The 23808-nt window shown below is 67.0% G+C and carries 20 protein-coding genes; 9 read left to right on the top strand and 11 right to left on the bottom strand.

Translation table 11 applies throughout. From position 1 onward, the window contains the following. Nucleotides 1-120 precede the first annotated feature (120 nt). The 5 genes from pheS to NX773_RS06625 all read left to right on the top strand — a co-directional run bounded on the left by pheS (nucleotide 121) and on the right by NX773_RS06625 (nucleotide 5231). Complete coding sequence (gene pheS / locus NX773_RS06605; protein WP_258855522.1) at nucleotides 121-1137, top strand: phenylalanine--tRNA ligase subunit alpha; 1017 nt, start codon at nucleotides 121-123, stop codon at nucleotides 1135-1137. 21 nt (nucleotides 1138-1158) lie between these two features. Further along, entirely contained in the window at nucleotides 1159-3585 is a 2427-nt protein-coding gene (gene pheT, locus NX773_RS06610) for a phenylalanine--tRNA ligase subunit beta (RefSeq protein ID WP_258855523.1), read from the top strand. A 108-nt stretch (nucleotides 3586-3693) separates the two neighbouring features. Continuing rightward, nucleotides 3694-4044 (top strand): integration host factor subunit alpha, encoded by a 351-nt coding sequence (locus NX773_RS06615; RefSeq protein ID WP_258855524.1) that lies wholly within the window; start codon nucleotides 3694-3696, stop codon nucleotides 4042-4044. An 8-nt stretch (nucleotides 4045-4052) separates the two neighbouring features. Beyond that, nucleotides 4053-4457, top strand: a complete 405-nt coding sequence (locus NX773_RS06620; RefSeq protein ID WP_258855857.1) for a MerR family transcriptional regulator — start codon at nucleotides 4053-4055, stop codon at nucleotides 4455-4457. A gap of 141 nt (nucleotides 4458-4598) precedes the next feature. Next, complete coding sequence (locus NX773_RS06625; RefSeq protein ID WP_258820371.1) at nucleotides 4599-5231, top strand: response regulator; 633 nt, start codon at nucleotides 4599-4601, stop codon at nucleotides 5229-5231. A gap of 259 nt (nucleotides 5232-5490) precedes the next feature. Here NX773_RS06625 and NX773_RS06630 read toward each other — a convergent pair whose 3' ends face one another. Beyond that, nucleotides 5491-6300 (bottom strand): Crp/Fnr family transcriptional regulator, encoded by an 810-nt coding sequence (locus tag NX773_RS06630; RefSeq protein ID WP_258855525.1) that lies wholly within the window; start codon nucleotides 6298-6300, stop codon nucleotides 5491-5493. 257 nt (nucleotides 6301-6557) lie between these two features. Between NX773_RS06630 and NX773_RS06635 the strand changes: the two genes are divergently transcribed. Further along, nucleotides 6558-7223 (top strand): response regulator transcription factor, encoded by a 666-nt coding sequence (locus NX773_RS06635; protein ID WP_258855526.1) that lies wholly within the window; start codon nucleotides 6558-6560, stop codon nucleotides 7221-7223. Further along, nucleotides 7220-8344, top strand: coding sequence for a sensor histidine kinase (locus tag NX773_RS06640; protein ID WP_258855527.1), 1125 nt, complete (start codon nucleotides 7220-7222; stop codon nucleotides 8342-8344). The genes NX773_RS06635 and NX773_RS06640 overlap by 4 nt, the downstream gene beginning before the upstream one ends. Before the next feature lie 15 nt (nucleotides 8345-8359). Here NX773_RS06640 and NX773_RS06645 read toward each other — a convergent pair whose 3' ends face one another. From NX773_RS06645 to NX773_RS06670, 6 genes are read right to left on the bottom strand one after another with little or no spacing between them, the layout of a single operon-like run. Further along, a complete protein-coding gene (locus NX773_RS06645) occupies nucleotides 8360-12382 on the bottom strand; it encodes a pilus assembly protein (RefSeq protein WP_258855528.1) in 4023 nt (1340 codons plus the stop codon). Nucleotides 12383-12399: 17 nt separating this feature from the next. Then, nucleotides 12400-12993 (bottom strand): hypothetical protein, encoded by a 594-nt coding sequence (locus tag NX773_RS06650; protein ID WP_258855529.1) that lies wholly within the window; start codon nucleotides 12991-12993, stop codon nucleotides 12400-12402. Beyond that, entirely contained in the window at nucleotides 12990-14051 is a 1062-nt protein-coding gene (locus tag NX773_RS06655) for a PilW family protein (RefSeq protein WP_258855530.1), read from the bottom strand. The genes NX773_RS06650 and NX773_RS06655 overlap by 4 nt, the downstream gene beginning before the upstream one ends. A 9-nt stretch (nucleotides 14052-14060) precedes the next feature. Further along, a complete protein-coding gene (gene pilV, locus NX773_RS06660; RefSeq protein WP_258855531.1) occupies nucleotides 14061-14681 on the bottom strand; it encodes a type IV pilus modification protein PilV in 621 nt (206 codons plus the stop codon). Between the two features lie 5 nt (nucleotides 14682-14686). Then, on the bottom strand, nucleotides 14687-15154 hold the full coding sequence (locus NX773_RS06665; RefSeq protein WP_258855532.1) for a GspH/FimT family pseudopilin: 468 nt from the start codon (nucleotides 15152-15154) through the stop codon (nucleotides 14687-14689). Next, entirely contained in the window at nucleotides 15148-15558 is a 411-nt protein-coding gene (locus tag NX773_RS06670; RefSeq protein ID WP_307728440.1) for a type IV pilin protein, read from the bottom strand. Before NX773_RS06670 ends, NX773_RS06665 begins: the two co-directional genes overlap by 7 nt. Nucleotides 15559-15772: 214 nt before the next feature. Between NX773_RS06670 and NX773_RS06680 the strand changes: the two genes are divergently transcribed. Further along, nucleotides 15773-17428, top strand: coding sequence for a peptide chain release factor 3 (locus NX773_RS06680; RefSeq protein WP_258855533.1), 1656 nt, complete (start codon nucleotides 15773-15775; stop codon nucleotides 17426-17428). 76 nt (nucleotides 17429-17504) lie between these two features. Here NX773_RS06680 and NX773_RS06685 read toward each other — a convergent pair whose 3' ends face one another. Further along, nucleotides 17505-17894: a cupin domain-containing protein gene (locus tag NX773_RS06685; protein ID WP_258855534.1), complete on the bottom strand. Its 390-nt coding sequence runs from the start codon at nucleotides 17892-17894 to the stop codon at nucleotides 17505-17507. 45 nt (nucleotides 17895-17939) lie between these two features. Continuing rightward, nucleotides 17940-18311, bottom strand: coding sequence for a DUF6677 family protein (locus NX773_RS06690; RefSeq protein ID WP_258855535.1), 372 nt, complete (start codon nucleotides 18309-18311; stop codon nucleotides 17940-17942). Nucleotides 18312-18498: 187 nt separating this feature from the next. Between NX773_RS06690 and NX773_RS06695 the strand changes: the two genes are divergently transcribed. Further along, a complete protein-coding gene (locus NX773_RS06695) occupies nucleotides 18499-20172 on the top strand; it encodes a methyl-accepting chemotaxis protein (protein WP_307728441.1) in 1674 nt (557 codons plus the stop codon). 118 nt (nucleotides 20173-20290) lie between these two features. Here the strand turns inward: NX773_RS06695 and gcvP are convergent, their stop codons facing one another. Further along, nucleotides 20291-23182 (bottom strand): aminomethyl-transferring glycine dehydrogenase, encoded by a 2892-nt coding sequence (gene gcvP, locus NX773_RS06700; RefSeq protein WP_258855536.1) that lies wholly within the window; start codon nucleotides 23180-23182, stop codon nucleotides 20291-20293. Between the two features lie 194 nt (nucleotides 23183-23376). Beyond that, nucleotides 23377-23760: a glycine cleavage system protein GcvH gene (gene gcvH, locus NX773_RS06705; protein WP_258820355.1), complete on the bottom strand. Its 384-nt coding sequence runs from the start codon at nucleotides 23758-23760 to the stop codon at nucleotides 23377-23379. Nucleotides 23761-23808: the final 48 nt, after the last annotated feature.

A 23808-nucleotide genomic window follows, 5' to 3' on the forward strand; every position in this document is an offset into this window, starting at 1 on the left:
TGCATCACCAGCGTCGCCGGCTTGCCTGGCGGCGCGAAAAGAGCGGGGCAGGGTGCAAACCACTGCCCCGTTTTTGATTGTGGCGCCTCCAAGCCACCTAAAAAACAGGAACAGAACAAGATGAACTCGCTGGAAGAACTCGTCGTCTCGGCCCAGTCCGATTTCGGCGCCGCGCCCGATGCGGCCGCGCTCGAAAACGCCAAAGCGAAATACCTGGGCAAGACCGGCCAGGTGACCGAGCTGATGAAGGGCCTGGGCAAGCTGGCCTCCGAGGAGCGCAAGGCCCAGGGCGCCCTGATCAACGCCGCCAAGGAGAAAATCGAGCAGGCGCTGACGACCCGCCGCGAGGCGCTGGCCAACGCGCAGCTCGAGGCGCGCCTGAATGCCGAGTCGATCGACGTGACCCTGCCGGGTCGCGGCGCTTCCCGTGGCGGCATCCACCCGGTGATGCGCACCTGGGAGCGGGTCGAGGAGATCTTCCGTTCCATCGGTTTCGACGTGGCCGACGGCCCCGAGATCGAGACCGACTGGTTCAACTTCACCGCGCTGAACAGCCCCGAGAACCACCCGGCCCGTTCGATGCAGGACACCTTCTACGTCGAGGGCAATGACTCGACCGGCAAGCCGCTCTTGCTGCGCACCCACACCAGCCCGATGCAGGTGCGCTACGCGCGCACGCACACGCCGCCGATCAAGGTGATCGCGCCGGGCCGCACCTACCGCGTGGACAGCGATGCGACCCACTCGCCGATGTTCCACCAGGTCGAAGGCCTGTGGATCGGCGAGAACATCAGCTTTGCCGACCTGAAAGCGGTGTACCTGAACTTCGTGCAGGCCTTCTTCGAGACCGACGACCTGCAGGTGCGCTTCCGCCCGTCCTACTTCCCGTTCACCGAACCGTCGGCCGAGATCGACATCGCGTTCGGCTCCGGTCCGCTCAAGGGCCGCTGGCTGGAAGTGTCCGGCTCGGGCCAGGTGCATCCGACCGTGATCCGCAATTTCGGCCTCGATCCGGAAAAATACATCGGCTTTGCGTTCGGCTCTGGCCTCGAGCGCCTGACGATGCTGCGCTACGGCGTCAACGACCTGCGCCTGTTCTACGAAGGCGACCTGCGCTTCCTGAAGCAGTTCAACTAACACCACCACCCAGGCAGAACTATGCAATTTTCCGAAAAGTGGCTCCGTACGATGGTCGATCCGAAGATGACTTCGGACGAACTGGCCCACCTCTTGACGATGTCCGGCCTCGAAGTCGAGGAGATCGAGCCGGTCGTGCCGCCGTTCTCCAACGTGGTGGTGGCCCAGGTGCTGGAAGTGGCCAAGCATCCGGACGCCGACCGCCTGAACGTGTGCAAGGTCGATGTCGGCACCGGCACCCTGCTCAACATCGTCTGCGGCGCGCCCAACGTGCGCGCCGGGATGAAGGCGCCGTGCGCCATGGTCGGCGCGGTGCTGCCGCCGGGCGCGGACGGCAAGCCGTTCCAGATCAAGGTCGGCAAGCTGCGCGGCGTCGAGTCGCAGGGCATGATGTGCTCCGCGCGCGAGCTCAAGATCTCCGAGGAGCACGGCGGCCTGCTGGAGCTGCCGGAAGACGCGCCGGTCGGCATGAACATCCGCGACTACCTGCTGCTCAACGACCTGAAGTTCACCATCAAGCTGACCCCGAACCGTGCCGACGCGCTGTCGGTGCTGGGCGTGGCGCGCGAAGTGTCGGCGCTGACCGGCGTGCCGCTGTCGGTGCCCACCGCGCGCGCGGTGCCGGTCACCACGGATGAAATCCTGCCGGCCAAAATCAGCGCGCCGGACCTGTGCGGGCGCTTTACCGGCCGCGTGATCCGGGGCCTGAACGCGAAGGCGGCAACGCCCGACTGGATCAAGCGCCGCATCGAGCGCAGCGGCCAGCGTTCGGTCTCGGCGCTGGTGGACATCTCCAACTACGTGATGCTGGAGCTGGGCCGCCCGTCGCACGTGTTCGACCTGGCCAAGATCCACGGCGGGCTGGACGTGCGCTGGGGCCGCAAGGGCGAGACGCTCAAGCTCCTGAACGGGAACACCATCGAGGTGGACGAGACGGTGGGCGTGATCGCCGACGACAAGGAAATCGAATCGCTGGCCGGCATCATGGGCGGCGACTCGACCGCCGTCACGCTCGACACCACCGACATCTACCTCGAGGCCGCGTTCTGGTGGCCCGACTCGATCCGCGGCCGCGCACGCCGCTACAACTTCTCGACCGATGCCGCGCACCGCTTCGAGCGCGGCGTGGACTACGCCACCACGGTCGAGCACATCGAGCGCATCACCGCGCTGATCGTCGAGGTCTGCGGCACCGCCGCTACCCTGGTCGGCCCGGTGGACGACCAGTCCGTCAACCTGCCGCAACCCAAGCCGGTGACCATGCGCACCGCGCGCGCCAGCAAGGTGATCGGCATTCCGTTCTCCGACGAGCAGGTCGCCGACATCTTCACGCGCCTGCACCTGCCGTTCACGCACGAGGCTGGCAAGTTCCACGTCACCGCGCCGTCGTACCGCTTCGACATCGAGATCGAGGAAGACCTGATCGAGGAAGTGGCGCGCGTGTACGGCTTCGAGAACATTCCGTCGCTGCCGCCGGTGGCGCCGACCGCGATCCTGGCCCAGCCGGAAGAGCGCCGCTCGCTGTTCGCGATCCGCCACCAGCTGGCCGACCTGGGCTACCAGGAAGTGGTCAACATGAGCTTCGTGGAGGCCGAGTGGGAGCGCGATTTTGCCGCCAACACCAACCCGATCAAGCTGCAGAACCCGATCGCCAGCCAGATGAGCGTGATGCGCTCGAACCTGGTGGGCAGCCTGCTGGCCAATGTGCGCTACAACCTGAACCGCAAGCAGAACCGCGTGCGCCTGTTCGAGGTGGCCGCCGTGTACCAGCGCAGCGAGCAAGCCCAGGACGGTCCGCTGTCCGTGGCAGGCATCAGCCAGCCCAAGCGGGTGGCCGCGATCGCCTACGGCCCGGCGCTGGACGAGCAGTGGAGCGTGCCGAACCGCGCCGTGGACTTCTTCGACGTCAAGGCCGACCTCGAGGCGCTGTTCGCGCCGCGCGTGGCGCGCTTCGTGAAGGCCGAGCACCCGGCGCTGCACCCGGGGCGCTGCGCCGCGATCGAGCTCGATGGCCAGCCGGTCGGCTTCATCGGCGAACTGCACCCGCGCTGGCTGCAGAAGTACGAACTGCCGCAGGCGCCGGTCCTGTTTGAGGTCGATGCTGCTGCGCTGCAGCAGCGCGTGGTGCCGAACTATGTCGAGATTTCCAAGTTCCCGGGCGCCTCGCGCGACCTGGCGCTGGTGGTCAAACAACAGGTTGCTGCGCAGGAGATTCTCGATGCCTTCGCTGCTGAGGTACAATCGAACCCGCTCGGTCGGATCGTGCAAGCCGTTGTTTTATTTGATGAATATCGCGGCAAAGGATTGGAGGCGGACGAAAAAAGTCTTGCTTTCCGCTTTAGCTTGCAAGATACTCAATCGACGCTGCAGGACGACGCCGTGGACGCCATCATGGGTGCGCTGGCCGAGGCCGCAAAACAAAAACATGGCGCGCGTTTGCGTGCATAAACGTGTCCGAAACCTCGTTTGATCTGAAGGCAGGGCTTCAAAATTAACAACAACGACATCGATTCGGCCGTCCTCCAGGAAGCGCTGGCGGCCGACCTGCATCGCGCGATGCAGGTCGCGCGCACGCGCCAGGAGGCCGAGAAAGCATTGCCGACCCTGACCAAGGCCGAGCTGGCCGAACTGCTGTTCGAGCAGGTCGGCCTGAACAAGCGCGAGGCCAAGGACATGGTCGAGACCTTTTTCGACGAAATCCGCAACGCGCTCGAGCGGGGCGAGGCGGTCAAGCTGTCGGGCTTCGGCAATTTCCAGTTGCGCGACAAGCCGCAGCGGCCCGGGCGCAACCCCAAGACCGGCGAAGAGATCCCGATCACGGCGCGCCGCGTCGTGACTTTCCACGCGAGCCAGAAACTGAAGGGCATGGTCGAGGAGACCAGCCCCGCGCTGTCGCGCGCTGCCTGATTTAGATGATGAACGACCGTCCGACCAAGCTAGAACCGACGACGCTGCCGCCGATCCCGGCCAAGCGCTATTTCACGATCGGGGAAGTCAGCGAATTGTGCGGGGTCAAGCCGCATGTCCTGCGCTACTGGGAGCAGGAATTTACCCAACTGAAGCCAGTCAAACGCCGTGGAAACCGCCGCTACTACCAGCACCACGAGGTGCTGCTGATCCGGCGCATCCGCGAGCTGTTGTACGAGCAGGGCTTCACCATCAGCGGCGCGCGCAACAAGCTCGACAGCCGCGGCAGCGAAGGCCCCGGTGTCGAGGTGGCGCACGAGGAGCAGGCCGCCGGCATGCTCGATCCGGCCGCGCTGCGCGACGAACTGCTCGCCATTCTCGACCTGCTCAAGCACGGCCCGCGCGCAGCCTGACTCAGGCATTCGTGCGCCTGTTGATCGGCGGCGCTGGAGTGCTAGAATGTCACATGCGGTTTTTGCTGAATCAACGCATTGATATGGGCGTGAGGTTCAGCCTCGGCTCTTTCCTGCCTCAGGAAACTTTAAGGGAAGACAATGATACGCGTTGCCATTTGTGACGATCACCAGATAGTACGAGCGGGCTTCAAGCAGATTTTTTCGTCGTCCGGCGAGTTCGACGTCGTGGCCGAAGGCGCCACTGGCCGCGAGGCGCTCGACATCGCGCGACGCGAGATCTGCGATGTGCTGCTGCTCGACATCGCCATGCCGGACCAGAGCGGGATCGACATCCTGCGCACCATCCGCCAGGGACAGCCCAACCTGCCGGTGCTGATCCTGTCGGGCTACCCGGCGCAGCAGTACGCGCTGAACCTGTTCAAAATGGGCGCCAACGGCTACCTGAACAAGGAATGCGACGCCGACGAGCTCAAGACGGCAGTGCGCACCGTCTACCAGGGGCGCCGCTACGTCAGCTCGCAAGTGGGCGAGCTGCTGGCGCAAAGTTTCGACCGCGACCCCAACACGGCACTGCACACCGAGTTGTCGGACCGCGAGTTTCAGGTGTTCCTGCGCCTGGCCAAGGGCGCGACCGTGTCCGACATCGGCAATGCGCTGTCGCTGTCGATCAAGACCGTGTCCACCTACCGCACCCGCATCATGGAAAAGATGGGGCTGCAGTCGAACAGCGACCTGACGTACTACGCGATGAAGAACAACCTGCTCGATTGAGCGGGTGGGCAGGGCGCACGCCTTGACCTGAGACAGCGGCCGCTTGCGCGGCCGTTGTTCTTTTGTAGGGTGGGCAGGTTTCCTGCCCACGCGTTCAGTCTCCGCTTGCGCCGCTCGGACGCGTGGGCAGCAAGCTGCCCACCCTACGGATACGGCGATGGCTCGGCCGCACCACAAACAGCAAGCGCCCCGAAGGGCGCCCGCTGTTCATCACTGTCGAGTGCCGCCTTTTGCACGGGCGACGTCGTGTTGGCGGCGCTTACCGCGCCACGTCCATCAGCAGCCGGTCATATTCCGACTTGGCGACCTTGTAGCATTCGCCCGCGTATTCCTCCAGCCCGGCACGGTCGAGCACCGTGATGTTGCCGCGGCGGTACTGGATCAGGCCTTCTTCCTGCAGCTTGCCGGCGGCCGCGGTGATGCTCTCGCGCCGCACGCCCAGCATGATCGAGATGAGCTCCTGGGTCACCTTCAGCTCGTTCGAGGGCGAGCGGTCCAGGCGGTCCAGCAACCAGCGGCACAGCTTCTGCTCGATCGAGCTGTGGCGCCCGCCCACGGCGTTCTGCGCCATCTGTGCGAACAGGGCGTTGGTGTAGCGCATCAGGAGTTGCGGCAGCGCGCCGCCGCGGTTGAAGGCGTCGCGCAGGTACTGGGTCTTGAGGCGGTAGCCGTAGCCGGCGCTTTGCACCACCGCGCTGCAGGTGGCGCGTTCGCCCATGAACAGCGACACGCCGACCGCGCCCTCATGGCCCACCACGGCGATCTCCGTGGTCGCGCCGTCTTCCATCACGTACAGCAGCGACACGATGGCAGTGGTCGGGAAATACACATACTCCAGCTTGCTGCCGTATTCGAACAGTTCCTTGCCGAAGGGCAGCGGGACCAGCTCGAGGTGCTCGAACAGGGTTTCCAGGTCTTGGCGCGGAAGGGCGGCGAGCAGCTCGTTCTGCTGGGTGCCGCTGTAGCTGACAACCGGACGGGACGCAGTCTTCAGTTCCTCCCTGGTGGAAGGAATCTGGTTGACCGCTTGCGCTTTTTGCGTGGCACCACCAAGTTGAGCGTTGTTCATGTTATGTCCTCGTAATCTTCTACTTGCTTCGTTGGCGAGGGGAGCTCGTCTTGACGTTTCCCCATCGCGATGTGTGTATATTGAAGCTATAGTCCGGTGCCGAACATAAGATTAGCAGTCGCACCAATGTAGGCTCTCAGCATAATGTTTTGTCAGTCCAGTCCTACTGGAGCAGCCCCCCAAAACGGGCCGTTTTCTTGGGCGCGGGCAACGATTTAGCGCATAATGGGCGGCTCCAAAACAACTCAGCACTAGGCATGCAAATCCTGCTCGTGGAAGACGATGCCGTCCTCGCCGACGGCCTGGGCCGTGTCCTGCAAACGCAGGGAATCGGGGCCGAGCTCGTCCACGACGGCGTGCGTGCCGACCAGTTGCTGCAGGCGGGCAGTTACGCCGTGGCAGTGCTCGACATCGGCCTGCCCGGCATCGACGGATTCGAAGTGGTGCGCCGGCTGCGCGCGCGCGGCTCGCAGCTGCCGGTGCTGCTCCTGACCGCGCGCGACGCGGTCGAGGACCGGGTGCACGGGCTGGAGCTGGGCGCGGACGACTACCTGGTCAAGCCGTTCGCCACCGCCGAGCTGGTGGCGCGGATCCGGGCGCTGGCGCGCCGCAATGCACCCGCCCCGCAGGCGCTGTCAGCCGGCCGGCTGGTGCTGGACGTGGCCGCGCGGCGGGCCCGCATCGGCGACAAGCCGGTCGAACTGTCGGTGCGCGAATGGGCGGTACTTGAATACTTGCTGCAGCACAGTGGGCGGGTGGTGTCCAAGCAGCAGATCATCGACGCGATCCAGCCCTGGGGCGACGACCTGACGTTGAACGCGGTCGAGGTGTACGTGTCGCGCCTGCGTGGCAAGCTCGAGGATGCCGGCGTGGTCATCCGGACCATCCGCGGTTTCGGTTACCTGTTCGATATTTCGGCATGAGCAGCATTCGCCTGCGGCTGCTGAAGTGGCTGGTGGGGCCGGTCGTGCTGGTGAACCTGGGCGCGGCGCTGCTGGCCTACGAGCTGGCGTGGAAGCCGGCCGAGCTGGCCGCCATCCAGCCGCAGCCCGGCGCCACTGTTGTGTCACCCACCCAAGCGTCGCAGGCAGCGCCAGCCGCTGCGGGCGCGGCGCGCAGTGCCCAGGCGCGCGCGCAGGTGCGCAGCGCCGTGTTGCGCACCCTGGTCCTGGTCGAGGTGCTGGTGTGCCTGGCGCTGGCGGGGCTGGTGTGGTTTTCGGTCACCAACGGACTGGCGCCGCTGGCGCGCCTGCGCGCGAGCCTTGACCGGCGCGGCAGTGCCGACCTGGAGCCGCTGCATCAGGATGGGCTGCCGCAGGAACTGGTGCCGGTCGTGGATGCCTTCAACGACCTGCTGGGACGCATCGGCGAGAGCGCGCGCGCCCAGCACGAGTTCCAGGCCAACGTCGCGCACCAGCTGCGCACGCCGCTGGCGGGCATGAAGCTGCAGCTGGAATGGCTGGCGGCGCGCCACCGCGACGACCCCGAGACCGGGGCCTCGCTCGCGCTGATGCGCCAGGCCAATGAACGCCTGATCCGCGAGACCAACCAGCTGCTGTCCCTGGCGCGTGCCGAACCGAGCCGCTTCGAGGCCGCGCGCGTGGAGCCGCTGGACCTGGCGGGGCTGGTGGAGGAAGCGGTGCAGGCCTTCGTCGACCAGGCGGTCGCGCGCCGGATCGACCTGGGTTTTTCGCTGGCCGCGGCGCCGGTGCGGGGCGACCGTTTCCTGCTGCGCGACCTGCTGGACAACCTGGTGGACAACGCCCTGCGCTACACGCCGCCGGGCGGAACCGTGACGGTGCGGGCCGGCGTGGAGGACGGCGCGGCGCGGCTGGTGGTGGAGGACAATGGCCCCGGCATCGCGCCCGAGCAACGCGCCCGCGTGTTCCAGCGCTTCGTCCGGCTTGACCAGAACACCACCGGCAGCGGGCTGGGCCTGGCCATCGTGCGCGACATCGCCCAGGTGCACGGCGGCGAGGTCGAGCTCGCAAGCGGCGCGGGCGGGAAGGGCGCCGTGTTCACGGTCCGCTTCCCGCCCGCCTGAGCCCGGCAACGCCGCTCAGCTGCCCGAGATGTAGGTGTAGCTGCGCTTGCGCTTGGACTTGATGGCCGGGCGGTGCAACTGCGGACCGATCGCCGAGCTGGCGCCCGACGTGCCCGCCGCACCCTCGTCGGTGCCGCCTTTCTGGACCGCACCAATGATCACCGACACGGCCTTGTCGCCGACCGGCACGCTGGTCGCCATCACCGGCGACGGCGGCAGGCCGCCGCCGACGAACGGCGACGAGCGCTGGCCGCCGCAGCTGCCGCCCACGTTGATGGCGCCGGAGCCATTGAGCAGGTTGACCCAGTAGCCGCGCGCCTCGCCCAGCGCCGTGGAGCAGGTGGCCGCGTTGGGCGGGATCGGGCGGTTGGTGCTGAAGGTGACCATGCCGCCGGCGATCAGGGCCGAGGTGACCACCTGTTCGCCGCGCCCGTACTGGTTCAGGTCCATGAACCAGCCCTTCAGGTTGGACGAGGGCAGCACCAGCGGCGTGTCGCAGCTATCCCTGGAGCTGTAGTCCTGGAGCTGGCTGTCCAGGTTGATGGCCGGGGTGTCGTCGCTCGTGATGGACAGGTCATCCTTGTACACGTAGAAGCGGTTGGTGACCGGGGTGGTGTAAGGATATTGCTCCTTGAGCGGGTGCTCGCGGTCGCCGCTGCCGATGGCCAGGTACACCTTGCCGGCGGAGTAGAGCAGCGCCGGCGCAAACAGGAACTTGCGCCCGCCGCCGGTCGTGTAGGCCACCTTGCGCATGGTCCAGCCTTCCTTGGCCAGCGGTCCGTGCAGCGCCGTGTTGTCGACAAAGTCGATCCGGTAGATGTTGCCGCGCGTGTCGGCCGCATACAGGTAGTCGGGCATGCCGTCGTTGTTCACGTCCACCATCGCCACGTCGGCCGCCACCGCGCCCTCGGTCTCGAACGGTTCGTGCAGCAGCGCCCCGGTCAGGCCGTTCAGGATGTAGATGAAGTGGCCCTTGTTGCCGCAGGTGGGGCCGGACACGTTGGCGTCCTCGCAGGCGTCGTAGCCGCCGCCGAACGCGACCACCGGGGTGCTGGTGGAAAAGCCCTTGACCAGCGCCACGCTCGGGGTGGACCAGGTCTGGCCGATGCCGCTCATGTTGGCGGTGCAGTCGTTGTCGTTGGCCAGGTCGGCGCAACCGCTGCGCCACTTGTAGACCGGCGCGTCGGGGTTGGTCACGTCGAGCGCGTAGATGCGGCGCCCGCCGCGGCGCATGCCGGCGTAGATCCAGACCTTGGAGTTGTCGGCGTTCTGGTACAGGCCGACCGAGCCGTCGAAGAAGTAGTCCTTGGCCTGGGCCGAGGCGCCCGAAGCGAGCGTCGGGTAGCTGATCATCGGGCTGTTGTCCTTCAGCCGCTGCAGGCGGCCGAAGAACTCGGGCGCCACGAACGACCAGGCCTCGACCCCGCTGTCGGCCTTGACCGAATGTAGCGCGCCGTCGTTGGCGCCGTAGAACACGCGCACGCCGCCCTTGTCCTTGCCGTAGTTCACCGGCAGCGGGCGCGAGTGGATCACGTCGCCGTGGATCGACGGCCGCGTGGTGCCGGCGCCCGCCTTGTCGTTGTTGACGTCTTCGCCGCGGATGAAGGCCACCAGGCTGGCATCGAGCCCGCTGGTGGCGGCCGTGAAGTCGGCCAGCGCGCTGCCGGACAGCGTGTACATCGTGCGCGAGAGCGCATAGCTGGCCGGTGCGCCGCCGACGTTGCCCGCGCGCAGCACCTCGGCGGCGCCGCCTTTTTCCACCAGCGGGCCGTCCGGCGCGTCCGAATACTTGTTGAAGGCCGAGGTGGTGCAGCCGCCCGCCGGGTCCGGGTTGACGCCCAGGCCGCTCCAGTAGGTGCCGCTGTCGGTGGTCCAGAAGCTGGTGGCGCAGGGCGTGACGAAGCCGGTCAGCGAGTTGATCGCCAGCTGCCCGTTGGCGTCGCCCAGGTCCACGCCGCTGCCGGCCGTCACCAGCTGGTAGCGCTTGAGATTGCCGAACCAGCGCGGCAGCGCGCTCGGATCCGGCCGGAACATGCCGATGAACACCTGGTTCTCGTTCTGGGCGCGGTTGGTCGCGTTCACCGGCAGGCTGGTCGAGGCGAAGCTGGTGTTCACCGCCTGGATCTCGACGATGATCTGCTTGAGCGCGTCCAGGATCGCCTGCTCGTTCTTGGCCGCGAAGTACTTGCCGCCGCCGGCCTTGGCCATGCTCATCATCAGCGAGGTCTGCACCGCGTTGGGCTGTTTGTTGTACACGTCGATGGTGTAGGTGGTCACCGAGGGCCGCACGCTCGAATTGGCGACCGGGATGCCCTTGTCGTGCATCAGGCGCGCCCATTCGTCGGCATTGTAGGTGGCCGTGTCGGTGGTCGAGGTGGTGGTCGGCACGTCCACGAACTCCAGGTTCACGCCGTCGACCTTGTAGGCGCTGGTCCCCGGCGGGCAGGAGGCCAGCGTGTTCGAGGTGGGCGCGTTGTTGTAGGTGCAGCTGACGTTGGTGCCGGTGCACGAGCTGGCATAGTCGCTGGTGCTGGTCGGGCCGCTGGCATAGCATTGCGAGGTCATGCCCAGCACCGCCGTGCTGGTGTAGGGCGGCGTGGTGGTGCTGTTGACCGTGGTGGGGGTGACGGTCTGGGTCAGGTTGTACTGGCGCTTGAGCGTGGCGGTCTGGGTGATCGTCAGCTTAAAGTCGCTGTTGCCCGGGCAGCCCTTGTTGTTGCCCGAGTACTGGGCCGAATAGGTGCAGCTGCTGTTGGAGGGGCAGGTCAGGCCGCCGTGATCGGTGCTGGTTTCGGGGTTCCAGTACCCGGTGCCGGTGCCGACGCCCGCGTAGCAGGCGCTGGAGGTTGCGCTGCTGGTGCTCTGGGTCGCGGTGCCAATGGGGCCGCCGACGGTGTAGGAGCAGCTGTACGTGGTGGTGGCGGTGTTGTTGCCGCTGGTCGTGGTGGAGCTCGACGGGCAAACCAGGTTGCCGTGGTCGCTTTCCGGCACGTCGCTGACCGAACCGTAATAGCCGGTGGTCGCGCCGGTCGAACTGGTGACCGTGCCCTGGATCGGCACGCCCGGCGCGGTGGAGGCCGGATGGAACACCGACTGCACCACGGTGTAGGCCTGGGTGCCGGCCGGGCAGGCGATCGGCGTCAGGTTGGCGGTTGGATCGCCAGCCACGCAGCCCTCGGTATAGGTAGAGCATGTCGCTTTGAACGTCGAGTCGATCTCTGCCTGCACGCCAGCCGGGCTGGCGTAGCAAGCCGCGGTCACGCCGACGTTGGTACGTGCGTTGATGCTTTGTGTGGTGAAGTTCGGCAGCCCCAGCTGTTTGACGGGGATGATGCTGCCGTCCGCGTTTTTGTTGCCGTTCAGTTCGTTCAGCTTGGCGGTGTTCGCCGCGCTGTCCTTTTCCGGGCCGTTCCGGTCCGGGTTGCCAATGAAGATGACGAAGGTCTTGCCGCAGGTGCTGTCGGCGGTGATCGGCGAGGCGAAGGTGGTGTAGGGCGAGGTGTAACCGGCATTGTCGGCCTTGCTGGAGACCACCGCAGCCGGAGAATACGAGTTGGCGCCGGCAAAGTAGTTGTACACGTCGTACATCAGGTTGCCGTACGAGGTGTTCGAATTGCGTTTTTCCGTCGAGCCGGTGACGTCGCTGTAGATCGTGTTCAGCGTGCTGGTGAAATTGGCCTTCGCGGTCGCGTCCATCGGCCGGATCGCCGAACGGATGAAGCCGCCATCGTCGTTGGCGGTGCCGCCGGTGACAAATTCCATCAGGCCGATACTGGTCTTGTCGTCCAGCGTGGCCAGCAGGTTGCGGATCGAGCGCACTTCCGACTCGCCCTGCTGCAGCCCGCCCGGCCACTGCTGGCTCTGGCGTGCCCAGTTCGAGGTATTGTCGAGCACGATCAGGATGCGCGGGTTGGTCGACAGGCCGCCCGAGGTGCCGGTGAAGATGTCGATGTCGTCGGCCGCCGCCTTGATCGGCGACCACGACAGGCCGGCCGAGAGCGACAGCGCCAGGCAGGTGGAGAAAAGATTGCGTTTCATGGCGTCCCCGTTCCGGTTCAGTTGGCCGCGGCCGCGGAGGCCGGCGTGCAGTTGGTAACGATGTCGTCCGTGGCCACGCGCACGGACACGCCCTGCGTGACCTTGACCGAAGCGTCGGTGACCACGTCGGTCGCCACCGCGGTGATGTCCCAGGTGGTGTTGCCGCATTCCGAGCTGCCGGTGGTGGCGCCGGCCACGCCGAAGAACTGGCTGCTGCCGACCGCACAGCCGGCGTCTTCCGAGTCTTCCAGGTTCAGGTTGCTGTTCAGGATGGCCTGCGCCTTGACGCAGGCAGGCGACGGGGTGAGCGTGACCTTGATGTCGGTCTTGCCGTCGCCGTCGGTGTCCACGCAGCGCTGGTTGGGGGCGCCGCAGGGGTTGGCCAGCGCCGCGTCGGGCGTGTTGAAGAAACGGGTCGAGCTGATCGTTTCTTCCAGCACCTGATAGGCGGCCGAGACGGCCTGCTCGCGCTGCTGCATGTTGCTGACAATTTGCAGGTTGGAGTTGCCCAGGGTGATGCTGGTCAGCGCAAGCAAGGTCAGCAGCACCAGCATGATGAGCGCCATCACCAGCGTGATGCCGCGTTGGCGGCGTAGCATCGGCGCGCTCATGGTTGTTTCCTTCCGATCGGGTTGGGCATCGGCACCAGCGACTGGAAGACGTGGCGCTTGAAGCTGTCGTTGGCGGCGGCCTGCACGTACTCGCTGCCATCGGCCTTGTGGCCGAGCTTGTACTGGCGGGTGTCCGTGTAGCCAAGCGTGGCTTCGGTGTTGCGCGCGACCAGGCTGAGCCGGACCGTCAGCACGTTGTGCCAGTTGCGCGGCCCGCAGCTGCCGGCGCTGCAGCCGGCGGCGACGGTCGGGTCCACCGCATTGGTCGGGTCGGCGCTGACCATGTCCACCTTGCCGTCGCCGTTGGTGTCGATGCCGTACTCCAGCTGCAGGTTTTCGATGCCTTCAGCCAGCGACACGGGCACGAATTGCAGTCCGCCGTCCACCAGCTGCAGCTCGGCGCGCTTGAGGGTGGGGATGTGGTCGTTGGGCTTGTCGTTGTTTGCCACGTAATAGATGTGGGTCAGGAAGCGCCGCGTCACCGCGGCCGTGGTGCAGTCGCGTGCGGTGCGCGTGAGCTTGGAGACGTCGGTGTCCAGCTGGAACCAGTTCTCGGGGATGGTTGTCATGGCCAGCTCGGTGCTGCACAGCGAGGCCTGGAACAGCGGGCCGTCCACGTCGTCGCAGTCGGCGCTGCCGGTGGTGCAGGCGCGGGTGTGGCGCACCACCAGCACGTCGGTGCCGCTGCGCACGTCCGAGATGCAGCCGGGGGCGCTGCCGTCGTACCCTTGCACGTGCAGCGGCAGCGCCACCTTGATCGCCGCCAGGGCGGTGGCGCAGGGATCGGCCAGCGCGGTCGGCTCGCCCAGCGGGGTGGGGTCGAATTCGCCGTAGAAGCCGGCGTTGCGCAGGTCGGCCGTGATCACGTCGATGCCGTAGCGGCCGTTCTCGATCTGGCGGTTGGCCTTTTCGATCTCGGCCTGGGCGCGGCTGTTACGCACGAACAGGCTGGTCATGCCGGCCAAAATCAACAGGCCGATCGCCACGGCCACCATCAGTTCCGCCATCGTGAAGCCGCGCGCACGGCGCGGCAGGGGCAACTTGGGAGTAGGCTTCATCTCGGTTCCTCAGCTGCAGCTGGGCAGGCCGACCGCCACCTGCACCGAGATGGCGCGCCGGTAGCTGTCGTTGTTGCCGTAGGCGTTGGCCCCGCAGGCCAGGCTTTGCGTGCGGGTCGGGTGCATGCCCTGCCAGGCCACGGTCAGGCGGTAGATGCCGGGGCGGCACACGCCGGCCGACGCATCCTGGGCCTGGATCTGCTCGATGCAGCCGCGCGCGCCGATCATGGCGCCGGTGTTGGCGGTGCCTTGCACCTCGGCCGCGCCCTTGAGCGCATTGCTCCATTCGCACAGGTCGCGCACCGACGTGGCCTTGTCCGCATCGGCCGCCGCCACCAGCGCGTCGCAGTCCGCCAGCCCGGGGTTGGTGGTGCTGGTGCCCAGCGGGGTGCTGGTGCCGGTGACGTAGTCGGCGGCCGCGTCGCCATTGCTCATGATCCGGGCGCGCATGTCCTGCAGCAGCACGACTGCCTGCGCGCGCTGGTAGGACTCGATCGTGCCGACCTGGGCCTTGGCCTGCAGCGCCGCGATCCCGAGCAGGCCGAAGGCGAGCAGGATGACGGTCACCAGGACCTCGACCAGGGTGGTGCCGCGCTGGCGCGCGCGAAGGCGTGGGGATGGTGGGTGCATGATGATCAGCAGGCGTCGTTTTTGAGGTAGGGCCGGCCGCTCAGGTCAATGGTCACGCAGCGGTGCTTGGCGGCGTTGGCAAAGGAGATGTCGAACGACACCGAGTCGGCGGCCCTGATCCGGCCGTTGGGCAGGTACACCACCGAGGCCGGTCCGGTGACGGTGGCGCCGGTCAGCGGGTTGTGCACCTCGATCGGGTGGCCGGTATCGCTGGGGTTGGGGATGCGCCAGCCGCTCTGCCAGCTGCCGGCCGTCTCCGGGCGCAGCGTCACCGCGGTGTTGCGCTTGATCGCTTCGCTGCGGGCGCGGTTCAGGGAAGTAAACAGGTCGCTGCTGGCCGAGCGCGCGCGCTGCCCGGCGATCAGCGCGGTGACCGCGGGGGCAGCCGTCGCCGCCAGAATGGACATGATCGCGACCACGGCCAGCAGCTCGGGCAGGGTGAAGCCGCGCGCGGCGCTCGGGCGGGTTACCATTTGTCGGTCGGGGTCTTCTGGCCGGCGTCGTTGATCGTCAGCGTCACGTCGCTTGCCTGGATGGTGCCGACCTTGGGTGTGGCGATGATCTTGAAGCTGGGCGGCGGGCCATCGGAGACTTCGAACGACACGTCGTAGTTGTCGCTGACGGCCTGCGGGGTGGTGGTGCCCAGCTTGGCCACGGTGTCGGCGTAGGCGCGGTTGTCGGCCAGGTACTGGGTTTCGGCCTGCGCCAGCTCCATCAGGTGCGCCTGCGCCGCGGCCCGGTTGCCGTTGACCCGGTACTTGCCATACGCCGGGTAGGCGATGGCGGCGAGAATGCCGACAATCGCGAGCACGACCATCAGTTCGATCAGGGTGAACCCGCGCAGGCGGGCGGATGTCAGGCGAAGGCGCTGCTGCATGGTGGCTCTCCTCGGGCGGATGGCGGGAATGTTGCTCAGTATAAACATTCAAGCTGTCAAATGCCTGAGAACAAGCTGACAAAATGCTGACAAACGCGCACCCGGGGCGGGCCACGGGCCGGCCGGGCAGGGCGACGATGGCGCGGTTTCACACAAGCGCGCCGCGAGCCGGTAAAATCGAGGGTTTTGCAAGGGCCACAGGATGGCCGAGACTATGGCTACCGATCACGCAGCAACGACTCCAGACACCCAGGACGGCAGCGCCGCCAAGCAGCCCGCGCAGATTGCGCGCGAGGTGGCGCGGCGCCGCACCTTCGGCATCATTTCGCACCCGGACGCGGGCAAGACCACGCTGACCGAAAAACTGCTGCTGTTCTCGGGCGCGATCCAGCTGGCCGGCACCGTCAAGGCAAGGAAGAGCGGGCGCCACGCCACGTCGGACTGGATGGAGATCGAAAAGCAGCGCGGCATCTCGGTGGCCAGCTCGGTGATGCAGTTCGAGTTCCGCGACCACGTGATCAACCTGCTCGATACCCCGGGCCACCAGGACTTCTCGGAAGACACCTACCGCGTGCTGACCGCGGTGGACTCGGCCCTGATGGTGATCGACGCGGCCAAGGGCGTGGAGGAGCAGACCATCAAGCTGCTGGACGTGTGCCGCATGCGCAGCACCCCGATCGTGACCTTCATGAACAAGCTCGACCGCGAAACCCGCGACCCGCTCGAGCTGCTGGACGAGGTCGAGTCGGTGCTCAAGATCGAGTGCGCGCCGGTGACCTGGCCGATCGGCATGGGCAAGAGCTTCCGCGGGGTGTACCACCTGCTCAACGACGAGGTGATGCTGTTCCGCGCCGGCGAGGAACGCGCCGACGGCGCCTTCGAGATCGTCAAGGGCATCGACAACCCGAAGCTGATGGAGATGTTCCCGCTCGAAATGGAGCAGCTCAAGATGGAAGTGGAGCTGGTGCACGGCGCCTCGCACCCGTTCGACCTGCAGCGCTTTTTGGACGGCATCCAGACCCCGGTATTCTTCGGCTCGGCGATCAACAACTTCGGCGTGCGCGAGATCCTGTCCTCGCTGGTGGACTGGGCGCCGCCGCCGCGCGAGCGCGACGCCACCGTGCGCAAGGTCGAGCCGGTCGAGCCGCGCTTTTCGGGCTTCGTCTTCAAGATCCAGGCCAATATGGACCCGGCGCACCGCGACCGCATCGCCTTCCTGCGGGTGTGCTCGGGCCGCTTTGAAAAGGGCATGAAGGTCAAGCACCTGCGCCTGGGGCGCGAGGTCAAGCTGTCGCAGGTGGTGACCTTCATGGCGTCCTCGCGCGAGCAGGTCGAGGAAGCCTACGCCGGCGACATCATCGGCCTGCCCAACCACGGCAACATGCAGATCGGCGACAGCTTCTCCGAGGGCGAAATGCTCTCGTTCACCGGCATCCCATATTTTGCGCCGGAGCTGTTCCGCGTGGTGCGCATCCGTAACCCGCTCAAGACCAAGCAGCTGCAGAAGGGCTTGCAGCAGCTGGGCGAGGAAGGCGCGGTGCAGGTGTTCAAGCCGGTGCTGGGCAGCGACCTGATTCTGGGTGCAGTGGGCGTGCTGCAGTTCGAGGTGGTGGCATCGCGCCTGCTCAACGAATACGGCGTGGACGCGCTGTTCGAAGGCGCCAGCATCAGCAGCGCGCGCTGGGTCAGCTCGGACGACAAGAAGGCGCTGTCCGACTTCGAACAGGCGCTCGCGCCCAACGTGGCGTACGACGCCGCCGGCAACCTGGCCTACCTGGCCACGTCGAGCGTGAACCTGCGCCTGACCGAGGAGCGCTGGCCCAAGCTCAAGTTCCACGCCACGCGCGAGCACGCGGCCAGGCTGGATTGATGGCGCGGAGCCGGGAGGCCGCAAGTCGCGTGGCCATCGCCGCCAGTTGAACGCGTGGGCAGAAAATCTGCCCACCCTACTTGGCCGGTGTGGCCAACGGCTTGCCTTTCTCGACCACGTACACCCCGATCAGGTGCATCGGCTGCGCGCCGTCGTTGCGCGCATCGTGCACGCGGCCGGCCTTGACCACGAACGCATCCCCCGGCTTGAGCTTGCGCGGCGCCTCGCCATCGACCAGCAGCGAACCCTCGCCATCGACGACATAGCTGATCTCGTCGCCGGGATGCGTGTGGCGCCCCGAATGACCGCCGGCGGCCAGCTCGACCTTCATCACCACCGCCTCGTGGCCCGCCTGCGCCACGTCGTCCCGGAACACTTCGGTGCGTTTCAGCGCCGGCCTTGGTGCGGCCGGCGATTGCGCCAGCGCCGGCAGCGCGGCGGCCAACCCGAGCAGGGCAGTGAACAATCCCTTACTTCCGTGCAGAGCCATCCCGTTCCCCTTTCAAGCAGGTCAGTCCCTTCGAGGCGCGCGGTTGTCCTGCTCCTTGCGCGGCGCGCCTTGTCGCGCAACCACAAACGCATCGACGATGCTGCCGATCCAGCATGCCACCAGCACCACCCCGGCCACCGTGAGCAGCGGCGAACCGCCGTCCTGCGCGTGCAGGCGCGCGGCGATCGCCGCCGGGTCGGGCGCGAGCGTGCCCGCCAGGATCTGGTCCACCATGCGCGAGGCTTGCGTGGTGATGTCGCCTACGTACACCGCCGCGGCCAGCAGCGCCGGCACCACGAACAGGCCGGCGCGGCGCGGCCGGCGCAGGTACAGGTGGCCGGCACCGGGAAACACGAAGGCGGACAGCAGGGCGGCGACGAGCGCGCGGTTCATCGATGATCCTTTTCAAATGCCGGTGCCGTTTGACCGGTCTCAAATTCCCAGTTTGCCGGACAGCGTAGATTGGCTCAATGCGCTTTGGAAATTACGCCCAAGATATCGAGCCCAGTGCCATGAACATCCCAGCCAATTGCCTGCGCGGCCGGCGCGATGCGCGGCTCCGGCCACGGTGGAGCAAGCCATGCTCGCGCGCCTGAAGATCGGTCCCAAGCTGCTGCTCGCGCCCGGCGCGGTGCTGCTGCTGCTCGTTGCGCTGTCCTGCGGCGCCTATTATGCAATGGTGCGCCAGAACCAGTCGCTGGAAACCATCGTGCAGCAGCGCGCGGTGCACATGCGCGCCGCTTCCGACCTGGTGGCCACCGCGCAGAAGGCCCATGCGGACAGCTACCGGCTGCTGTCGTGGATCAGCGGCAGTTTTCCGCGCCGGCGCACCGATCCGCTGGTGGTGCAGATCGAGCGCCAGCACGGCGCGCTCGAGCGCGGCTTGGCCGGACTGGCCGAGACGACACCGACCAGCAGCCCCGAGCGGCGCTACGTGGACCAGGCGGCGGCGGCCCATCGCCTCTACGTGCGCGCGGTGCAGGACGTGATCGAGATGTCGCAAAACGACCAGTCGATCAGCGCCAATGCCATGCAAAAGGCCGACGACGCGTTCACCGTGGTGGCGCAGCGTCTGACCGAACTGTCGCGCATGGAGCAGGAGCTGGGCGAGAAGGCGTCGGCCGAGGCGGCCGAGGACTACCGCGTCACCTCCACCCTGATGCCGGTCGTGATCGTGCTGTCGATCGCGCTGTCGCTGGCGATCACGATGGCGGTGCGGCGCTCGCTGCTGCACGAGATCCGCGGGATCGGGGCGGCGGCGATCGACCTGGCCAGCGGCGACCTGACGGTCAAGCAGCGCGTGTACGGAAACGACGAGATCGCCCAGACCTCGCGCACCCTGGACGCCAGCATCCGCAACCTGAACGGCACCTTGCGCACGATTCTGGAGTCGGCACGCACGATCGGCTCGGCCTCGCGCAACATCGCGCTGGGCGACCTGAACCTGTCGACCCGGGCGGTGTTCCGTGCCAGCTCGCTGGAGCAGGCGGCGTCCTCGATGCAGGAGCTTGCGGCCACGGTGAATCTCACGGCGGACAGCGCGCAGACGGCCAACCGGCTGGTGGAAAACGCCTCGACGGTGGCGCAGCAGGGCGGCAGCGTGGTGGACCAGCTGATGCACACGATGGAATCGGTCAAGGGCAGCTCGCGCCGGGTGGCGGAGCTGGTGGGTGCGATCGACGAAATCGCCAACGAGACCGGCACGCTGGCGCTGAACGCGGCGGTGGAGGCGGCGCGCGCGGGCGAGCACGGGCACGGCTTCGCGCAGGTGGCCAGCGACGTGCGCCAGCTGTCGCTGCGGGCCAGCGCGGCGGCGCATGAGATCCGCGCGCTGGCGGTGCAGTCGGTGGCGCAGATCGAGGGCGGCACCGCGTGGGCGGCCGAGGCCAGCCACCGGATGGCACACATCGCCAGCTCGGTGCAGCAGGTGGGCACCATCATCAGCCAGATCAGCAGCGCGAGCGTGGAGCAGGCCAGCGGCCTGTCGGAGGTGAACCAGGCGATCGTGCAGATGGATCAGATGACGCAGCGGAACTCGGCGCTGGTCGAGGAAGCGGCGGCGGCCGCGCGCACGCTGCAGATGCAGGCGCTGACTTTGTCGAAGGCGGTGTCGGCGTTCCGGCTCGATGAGGCGCTGGAGGAAAAGGGCGCCGCCGCCGGCAGCACGGACGAGGATGAGCCGCCGCCGGTGATCCACAACCGGCGGCGCACACCGGGGCATCCGCACTTGCGGCTGGCCTCGCGTCGGGACTAGAAAACCGTTAGCCGAAAAACCGTCGTCGCCGCGGAGGCGGGGACCCATAGATCGCGTGAATGCACGCTCAGCATGGGTCCCCGCCTGCGCGGGGACGACGGTTTGGAGCTAACGAAGATTACTCGTAATCGCTCACCGGCGCGCAGCCGCAGAACAGGTTGCGGTCGCCGTACACGTTGTCGGCACGGCCGACCGGCGGCCAGTACTTCTGCTTGCGCAGCGAGGCAACCGGGAACGCCGCCGCCTCGCGGCTGTAGGCATGCTTCCACTCGTCGGCCGTGATGACCTCGGCGGTGTGCGGCGCGCCCTTGAGCGGGTTGTCCATCTTGTCGTACTCGCCGCGCTCGACCTTGGTGATCTCGGCGTGGATCGTGATCATCGCCTCGATGAAGCGGTCCAGCTCGGCCTTGGACTCGGACTCGGTCGGCTCGATCATCAGCGTGCCCGGCACCGGGAAGCTCATGGTCGGGGCGTGGAAGCCGAAGTCCATCAGGCGCTTGGCCACGTCCTCGTTGCTGATGCCGGTCTTGTCCTGCAGCGGGCGCAGGTCGATGATGCACTCGTGCGCCACCAGGCCGTCGTGGCCGGTGTACAGCACCGGGTAGTGCGGCGCCAAACGGCGCGCCACGTAGTTGGCGTTCAGGATCGCCACTTCGGTGGCCGCGGTCAGCCCTGCGCCGCCCATCATCGCGATGTACATCCACGAGATCGGCAGGATCGAGGCCGAGCCGTAGGCCGCGGCGCTGACCGCGCCGATGCCGTCCTCGTTGCGCGCGTAGCCGGTCGAGCGGTGGTTCGGCAGGAACTGCGCCAGGTGCGCGCCCACGCCGATCGGGCCCACGCCCGGGCCGCCGCCGCCGTGCGGGATGCAGAAGGTCTTGTGCAGGTTCAGGTGGCTGACGTCACCGCCGAACGAACCCGGGGCCGCCACGCCGACCAGCGCATTCATGTTCGCGCCGTCGATGTACACCTGGCCGCCATGCGAATGGACGATGTCGCACAGTTCCTGGATGCCTTCCTCGAACACGCCGTGGGTGGACGGGTAGGTCACCATCACGCACGCCAGGTTGGCGCTGTGCTGCTCGGCCTTGGCCTTCAGGTCGGCCAGGTCCACGTTGCCGTTGGCGTCGCAGGCGGTCACCACCACCTGCATGCCGGCCATCGCGGCCGATGCCGGGTTGGTGCCGTGCGCCGACGATGGGATCAGGCAGATGTTGCGATGGCCTTCGCCGCGCGACTCGTGGTACTTCTTGATGACCAGCAGGCCCGCGTACTCGCCCTGCGAGCCGGCGTTCGGCTGCAGCGACACGGCGGCGTAGCCGGTGGCGGCGCACAGCATGTCTTCGAGCTGGCCGATCATCTCGCGGTAGCCGACGGTCTGCTCGTTCGGCGCGAACGGGTGGATGTTCGAGAACTCCGGCCAGGTCACCGGGATCATCTCGGACGTCGCGTTCAGCTTCATCGTGCACGAACCCAGCGGGATCATGGTGCGGTCCAGGGCCAGGTCCTTGTCGGCCAGCGAGCGCAGGTAGCGCAGCATCTCGGTCTCGGAGTGGTAGCGGTGGAAGGTCGGGTGCTGCAGGTAGGTGCTGGCGCGCGCGAGCTGGCCCGGGAACTGGTCGGCCATCTTGGCGTCGAGCGCGTCGATGTCAAGCGCCGGGGCGCCCGCCACGCCGGCCGCGAACACCTTGTAGAGCGCGGCGATGTCGTCACGGGTGATGGTCTCGTCGATCGACACGCCAACGTGGCCGGCGTCCACGCGGCGCAGGTTGAAGCCGTGCTCGATCGCGGTGGCGTGCAGTTCGGCGGCGCGGTCGGTCTTGACGGTCAGGGTGTCGAAGAAGGTGCCGTTGGCGAACTGGTAGCCCAGCTGCGACAGGGCAGCGGCCAGGACGCTTGTGAGGCGGTGTACGCGGCGCGCGATGCGCTCCAGGCCCTGCGGGCCGTGGTACACGGCGTACATCGAGGCCATCACGGCCAGCAGCACCTGCGCGGTGCAGATGTTCGAGGTGGCCTTTTCGCGACGGATGTGCTGCTCGCGGGTCTGCAGCGCCAGGCGATAGGCCTGGTTGCCCTGCGCGTCCACGGTCACGCCCACCAGGCGGCCCGGCATGCTGCGCTTGTATTCGTCGCGGGTTGCCATGTAGCCGGCGTGCGGGCCGCCGAAACCGAGCGGCACGCCGAAGCGCTGGCTGTTACCGACGACCACGTCGGCGCCCCATTCGCCCGGCGGCGTGAGCACGGCCAGGGCCAGCAGGTCGGCGGCCACCACCACCATTGCGCCGGCGGCATGCAGCTTCTCGACAGCGGCGCTGTAGTCGCGTACTTCGCCGTTCACGCCCGGGTACTGCAGCAGCACGCCGAAGCAGGTGTCGACCTCGCCCACCTTGTCGGCGGCGACCGTTTTCACTTCCACGCCCAGCGGCCGGGCGCGGGTCTGGACCACTTCCAGGGTCTGCGGCAGCACGTCGTCGGCCACGTAGAACACCTTCGATGCCGATTTGCCGACGCGCTGGATCAGCGTCATCGCTTCGGCGGCCGCGGTGCCTTCGTCCAGCATCGAGGCGTTGGCGATGCCCATGCCGGTCATGTCGGTGATCACCTGCTGGAAGTTCAGGATCGCTTCCAGTCGGCCTTGCGAGATCTCGGGCTGGTACGGGGTGTAGGCGGTGTACCAGGCAGGGTTTTCAAAGATGTTGCGCAGCACGACCGTCGGCGTATGGGTGCCGTAGTAGCCCTGGCCGATGACCGACTTCATGACCTTGTTCTTCGCGGCCAGGCCGCGCAGCTTGGCCAGCGCCGCTTCTTCCGGCATCGGATCGAGGAACTGGCCCAGCGCCAGCTCGCTCTTCTTGCGGATATTGGCCGGGACGATGGCATCGATCAGGGCAGCGCGCGAAGCGTAGCCGAGGGTCGAGAGCATGGCGGCCTGTTCGGTGTCGGACGGGCCGAGGTGGCGCGGGATGAAGCTGTCGCGCGCTTCAAGTTGGGTCAGGCTGGTGCGGGTCATGATAGGGGACGAAAACAAAATTGTGAGCCGTCGTCCCCGCGCAGGCGGGGACCCATACTGAGGTCGCTGGCCTGCGGCGGTCGGATGTTCGACGGCGCGATCGGTCTATGGGTCCCCGCCTGCGCGGGGACGACGGTCATACGTTGCTGATGCTTGAAACAACACCGGCGCCATCGAAGCGCCGGCCGTGTTCATTAATGGTTCTCGGTCACTTTGCCGTACGCTGCGGCGTCGAGCAGGCCGTTGACGGCATTCGCGTCGGCCGGCTTGAGCTTGAACAGCCAGGCGGCGTAGGCGTCGGCGTTGATCGAGTCCGGCGCGTCGGCGGCCGACTGGTTGACGGCGGTGACGGTGCCCGACACCGGGGCGTAGATGTCGCTTGCGGCCTTGACCGACTCGACCACGGCGGCGTCGTCACCGGCGGTGAACGACTTGCCGATCGCCGGCAGTTCGACGAACACGATGTCGCCCAGCGCGTCCTGCGCGTACTCGGTGATGCCGACGGTGAGGGTGCCGTCGGATTCGACGCGGACCCACTCGTGGGACTCGGTGTATTTCAGGTCGGCTGGGATGTTCATGTGTGGCTCCTGGTTGTTAGGTGTCGCAAAAGTATAAATTGTTTGTTC

The organism is Massilia solisilvae, from assembly GCF_024753215.1.
Lineage (GTDB): Bacteria > Pseudomonadota > Gammaproteobacteria > Burkholderiales > Burkholderiaceae_D > Telluria > Telluria solisilvae.

Bases quoted from the DNA above. Each gene is read 5' to 3' on its own strand.
- NX773_RS06645 (WP_258855528.1), bottom strand. From the start codon at position 12,382: ATGAAACGCAATCTTTTCTCCACCTGCCTGGCGCTGTCGCTCTCGGCC.
- pilV (WP_258855531.1), bottom strand. From the start codon at position 14,681: ATGCACCCACCATCCCCACGCCTTCGCGCGCGCCAGCGCGGCACCACC.
- NX773_RS06680 (WP_258855533.1), top strand. From the start codon at position 15,773: ATGGCTACCGATCACGCAGCAACGACTCCAGACACCCAGGACGGCAGC.
- NX773_RS06655 (WP_258855530.1), bottom strand. From the start codon at position 14,051: ATGAAGCCTACTCCCAAGTTGCCCCTGCCGCGCCGTGCGCGCGGCTTC.
- NX773_RS06635 (WP_258855526.1), top strand. From the start codon at position 6,558: ATGCAAATCCTGCTCGTGGAAGACGATGCCGTCCTCGCCGACGGCCTG.
- gcvP (WP_258855536.1), bottom strand. From the start codon at position 23,182: ATGACCCGCACCAGCCTGACCCAACTTGAAGCGCGCGACAGCTTCATC.
- NX773_RS06665 (WP_258855532.1), bottom strand. From the start codon at position 15,154: ATGGTAACCCGCCCGAGCGCCGCGCGCGGCTTCACCCTGCCCGAGCTG.
- pheT (WP_258855523.1), top strand. From the start codon at position 1,159: ATGCAATTTTCCGAAAAGTGGCTCCGTACGATGGTCGATCCGAAGATG.
- NX773_RS06640 (WP_258855527.1), top strand. From the start codon at position 7,220: ATGAGCAGCATTCGCCTGCGGCTGCTGAAGTGGCTGGTGGGGCCGGTC.
- NX773_RS06690 (WP_258855535.1), bottom strand. From the start codon at position 18,311: ATGAACCGCGCGCTCGTCGCCGCCCTGCTGTCCGCCTTCGTGTTTCCC.
- NX773_RS06630 (WP_258855525.1), bottom strand. From the start codon at position 6,300: ATGAACAACGCTCAACTTGGTGGTGCCACGCAAAAAGCGCAAGCGGTC.
- NX773_RS06650 (WP_258855529.1), bottom strand. From the start codon at position 12,993: ATGAGCGCGCCGATGCTACGCCGCCAACGCGGCATCACGCTGGTGATG.
- NX773_RS06620 (WP_258855857.1), top strand. From the start codon at position 4,053: ATGAACGACCGTCCGACCAAGCTAGAACCGACGACGCTGCCGCCGATC.
- NX773_RS06695 (WP_307728441.1), top strand. From the start codon at position 18,499: ATGCTCGCGCGCCTGAAGATCGGTCCCAAGCTGCTGCTCGCGCCCGGC.
- pheS (WP_258855522.1), top strand. From the start codon at position 121: ATGAACTCGCTGGAAGAACTCGTCGTCTCGGCCCAGTCCGATTTCGGC.
- gcvH (WP_258820355.1), bottom strand. From the start codon at position 23,760: ATGAACATCCCAGCCGACCTGAAATACACCGAGTCCCACGAGTGGGTC.
- NX773_RS06615 (WP_258855524.1), top strand. From the start codon at position 3,694: ATGCAGGTCGCGCGCACGCGCCAGGAGGCCGAGAAAGCATTGCCGACC.
- NX773_RS06625 (WP_258820371.1), top strand. From the start codon at position 4,599: ATGATACGCGTTGCCATTTGTGACGATCACCAGATAGTACGAGCGGGC.
- NX773_RS06670 (WP_307728440.1), bottom strand. From the start codon at position 15,558: ATGCAGCAGCGCCTTCGCCTGACATCCGCCCGCCTGCGCGGGTTCACC.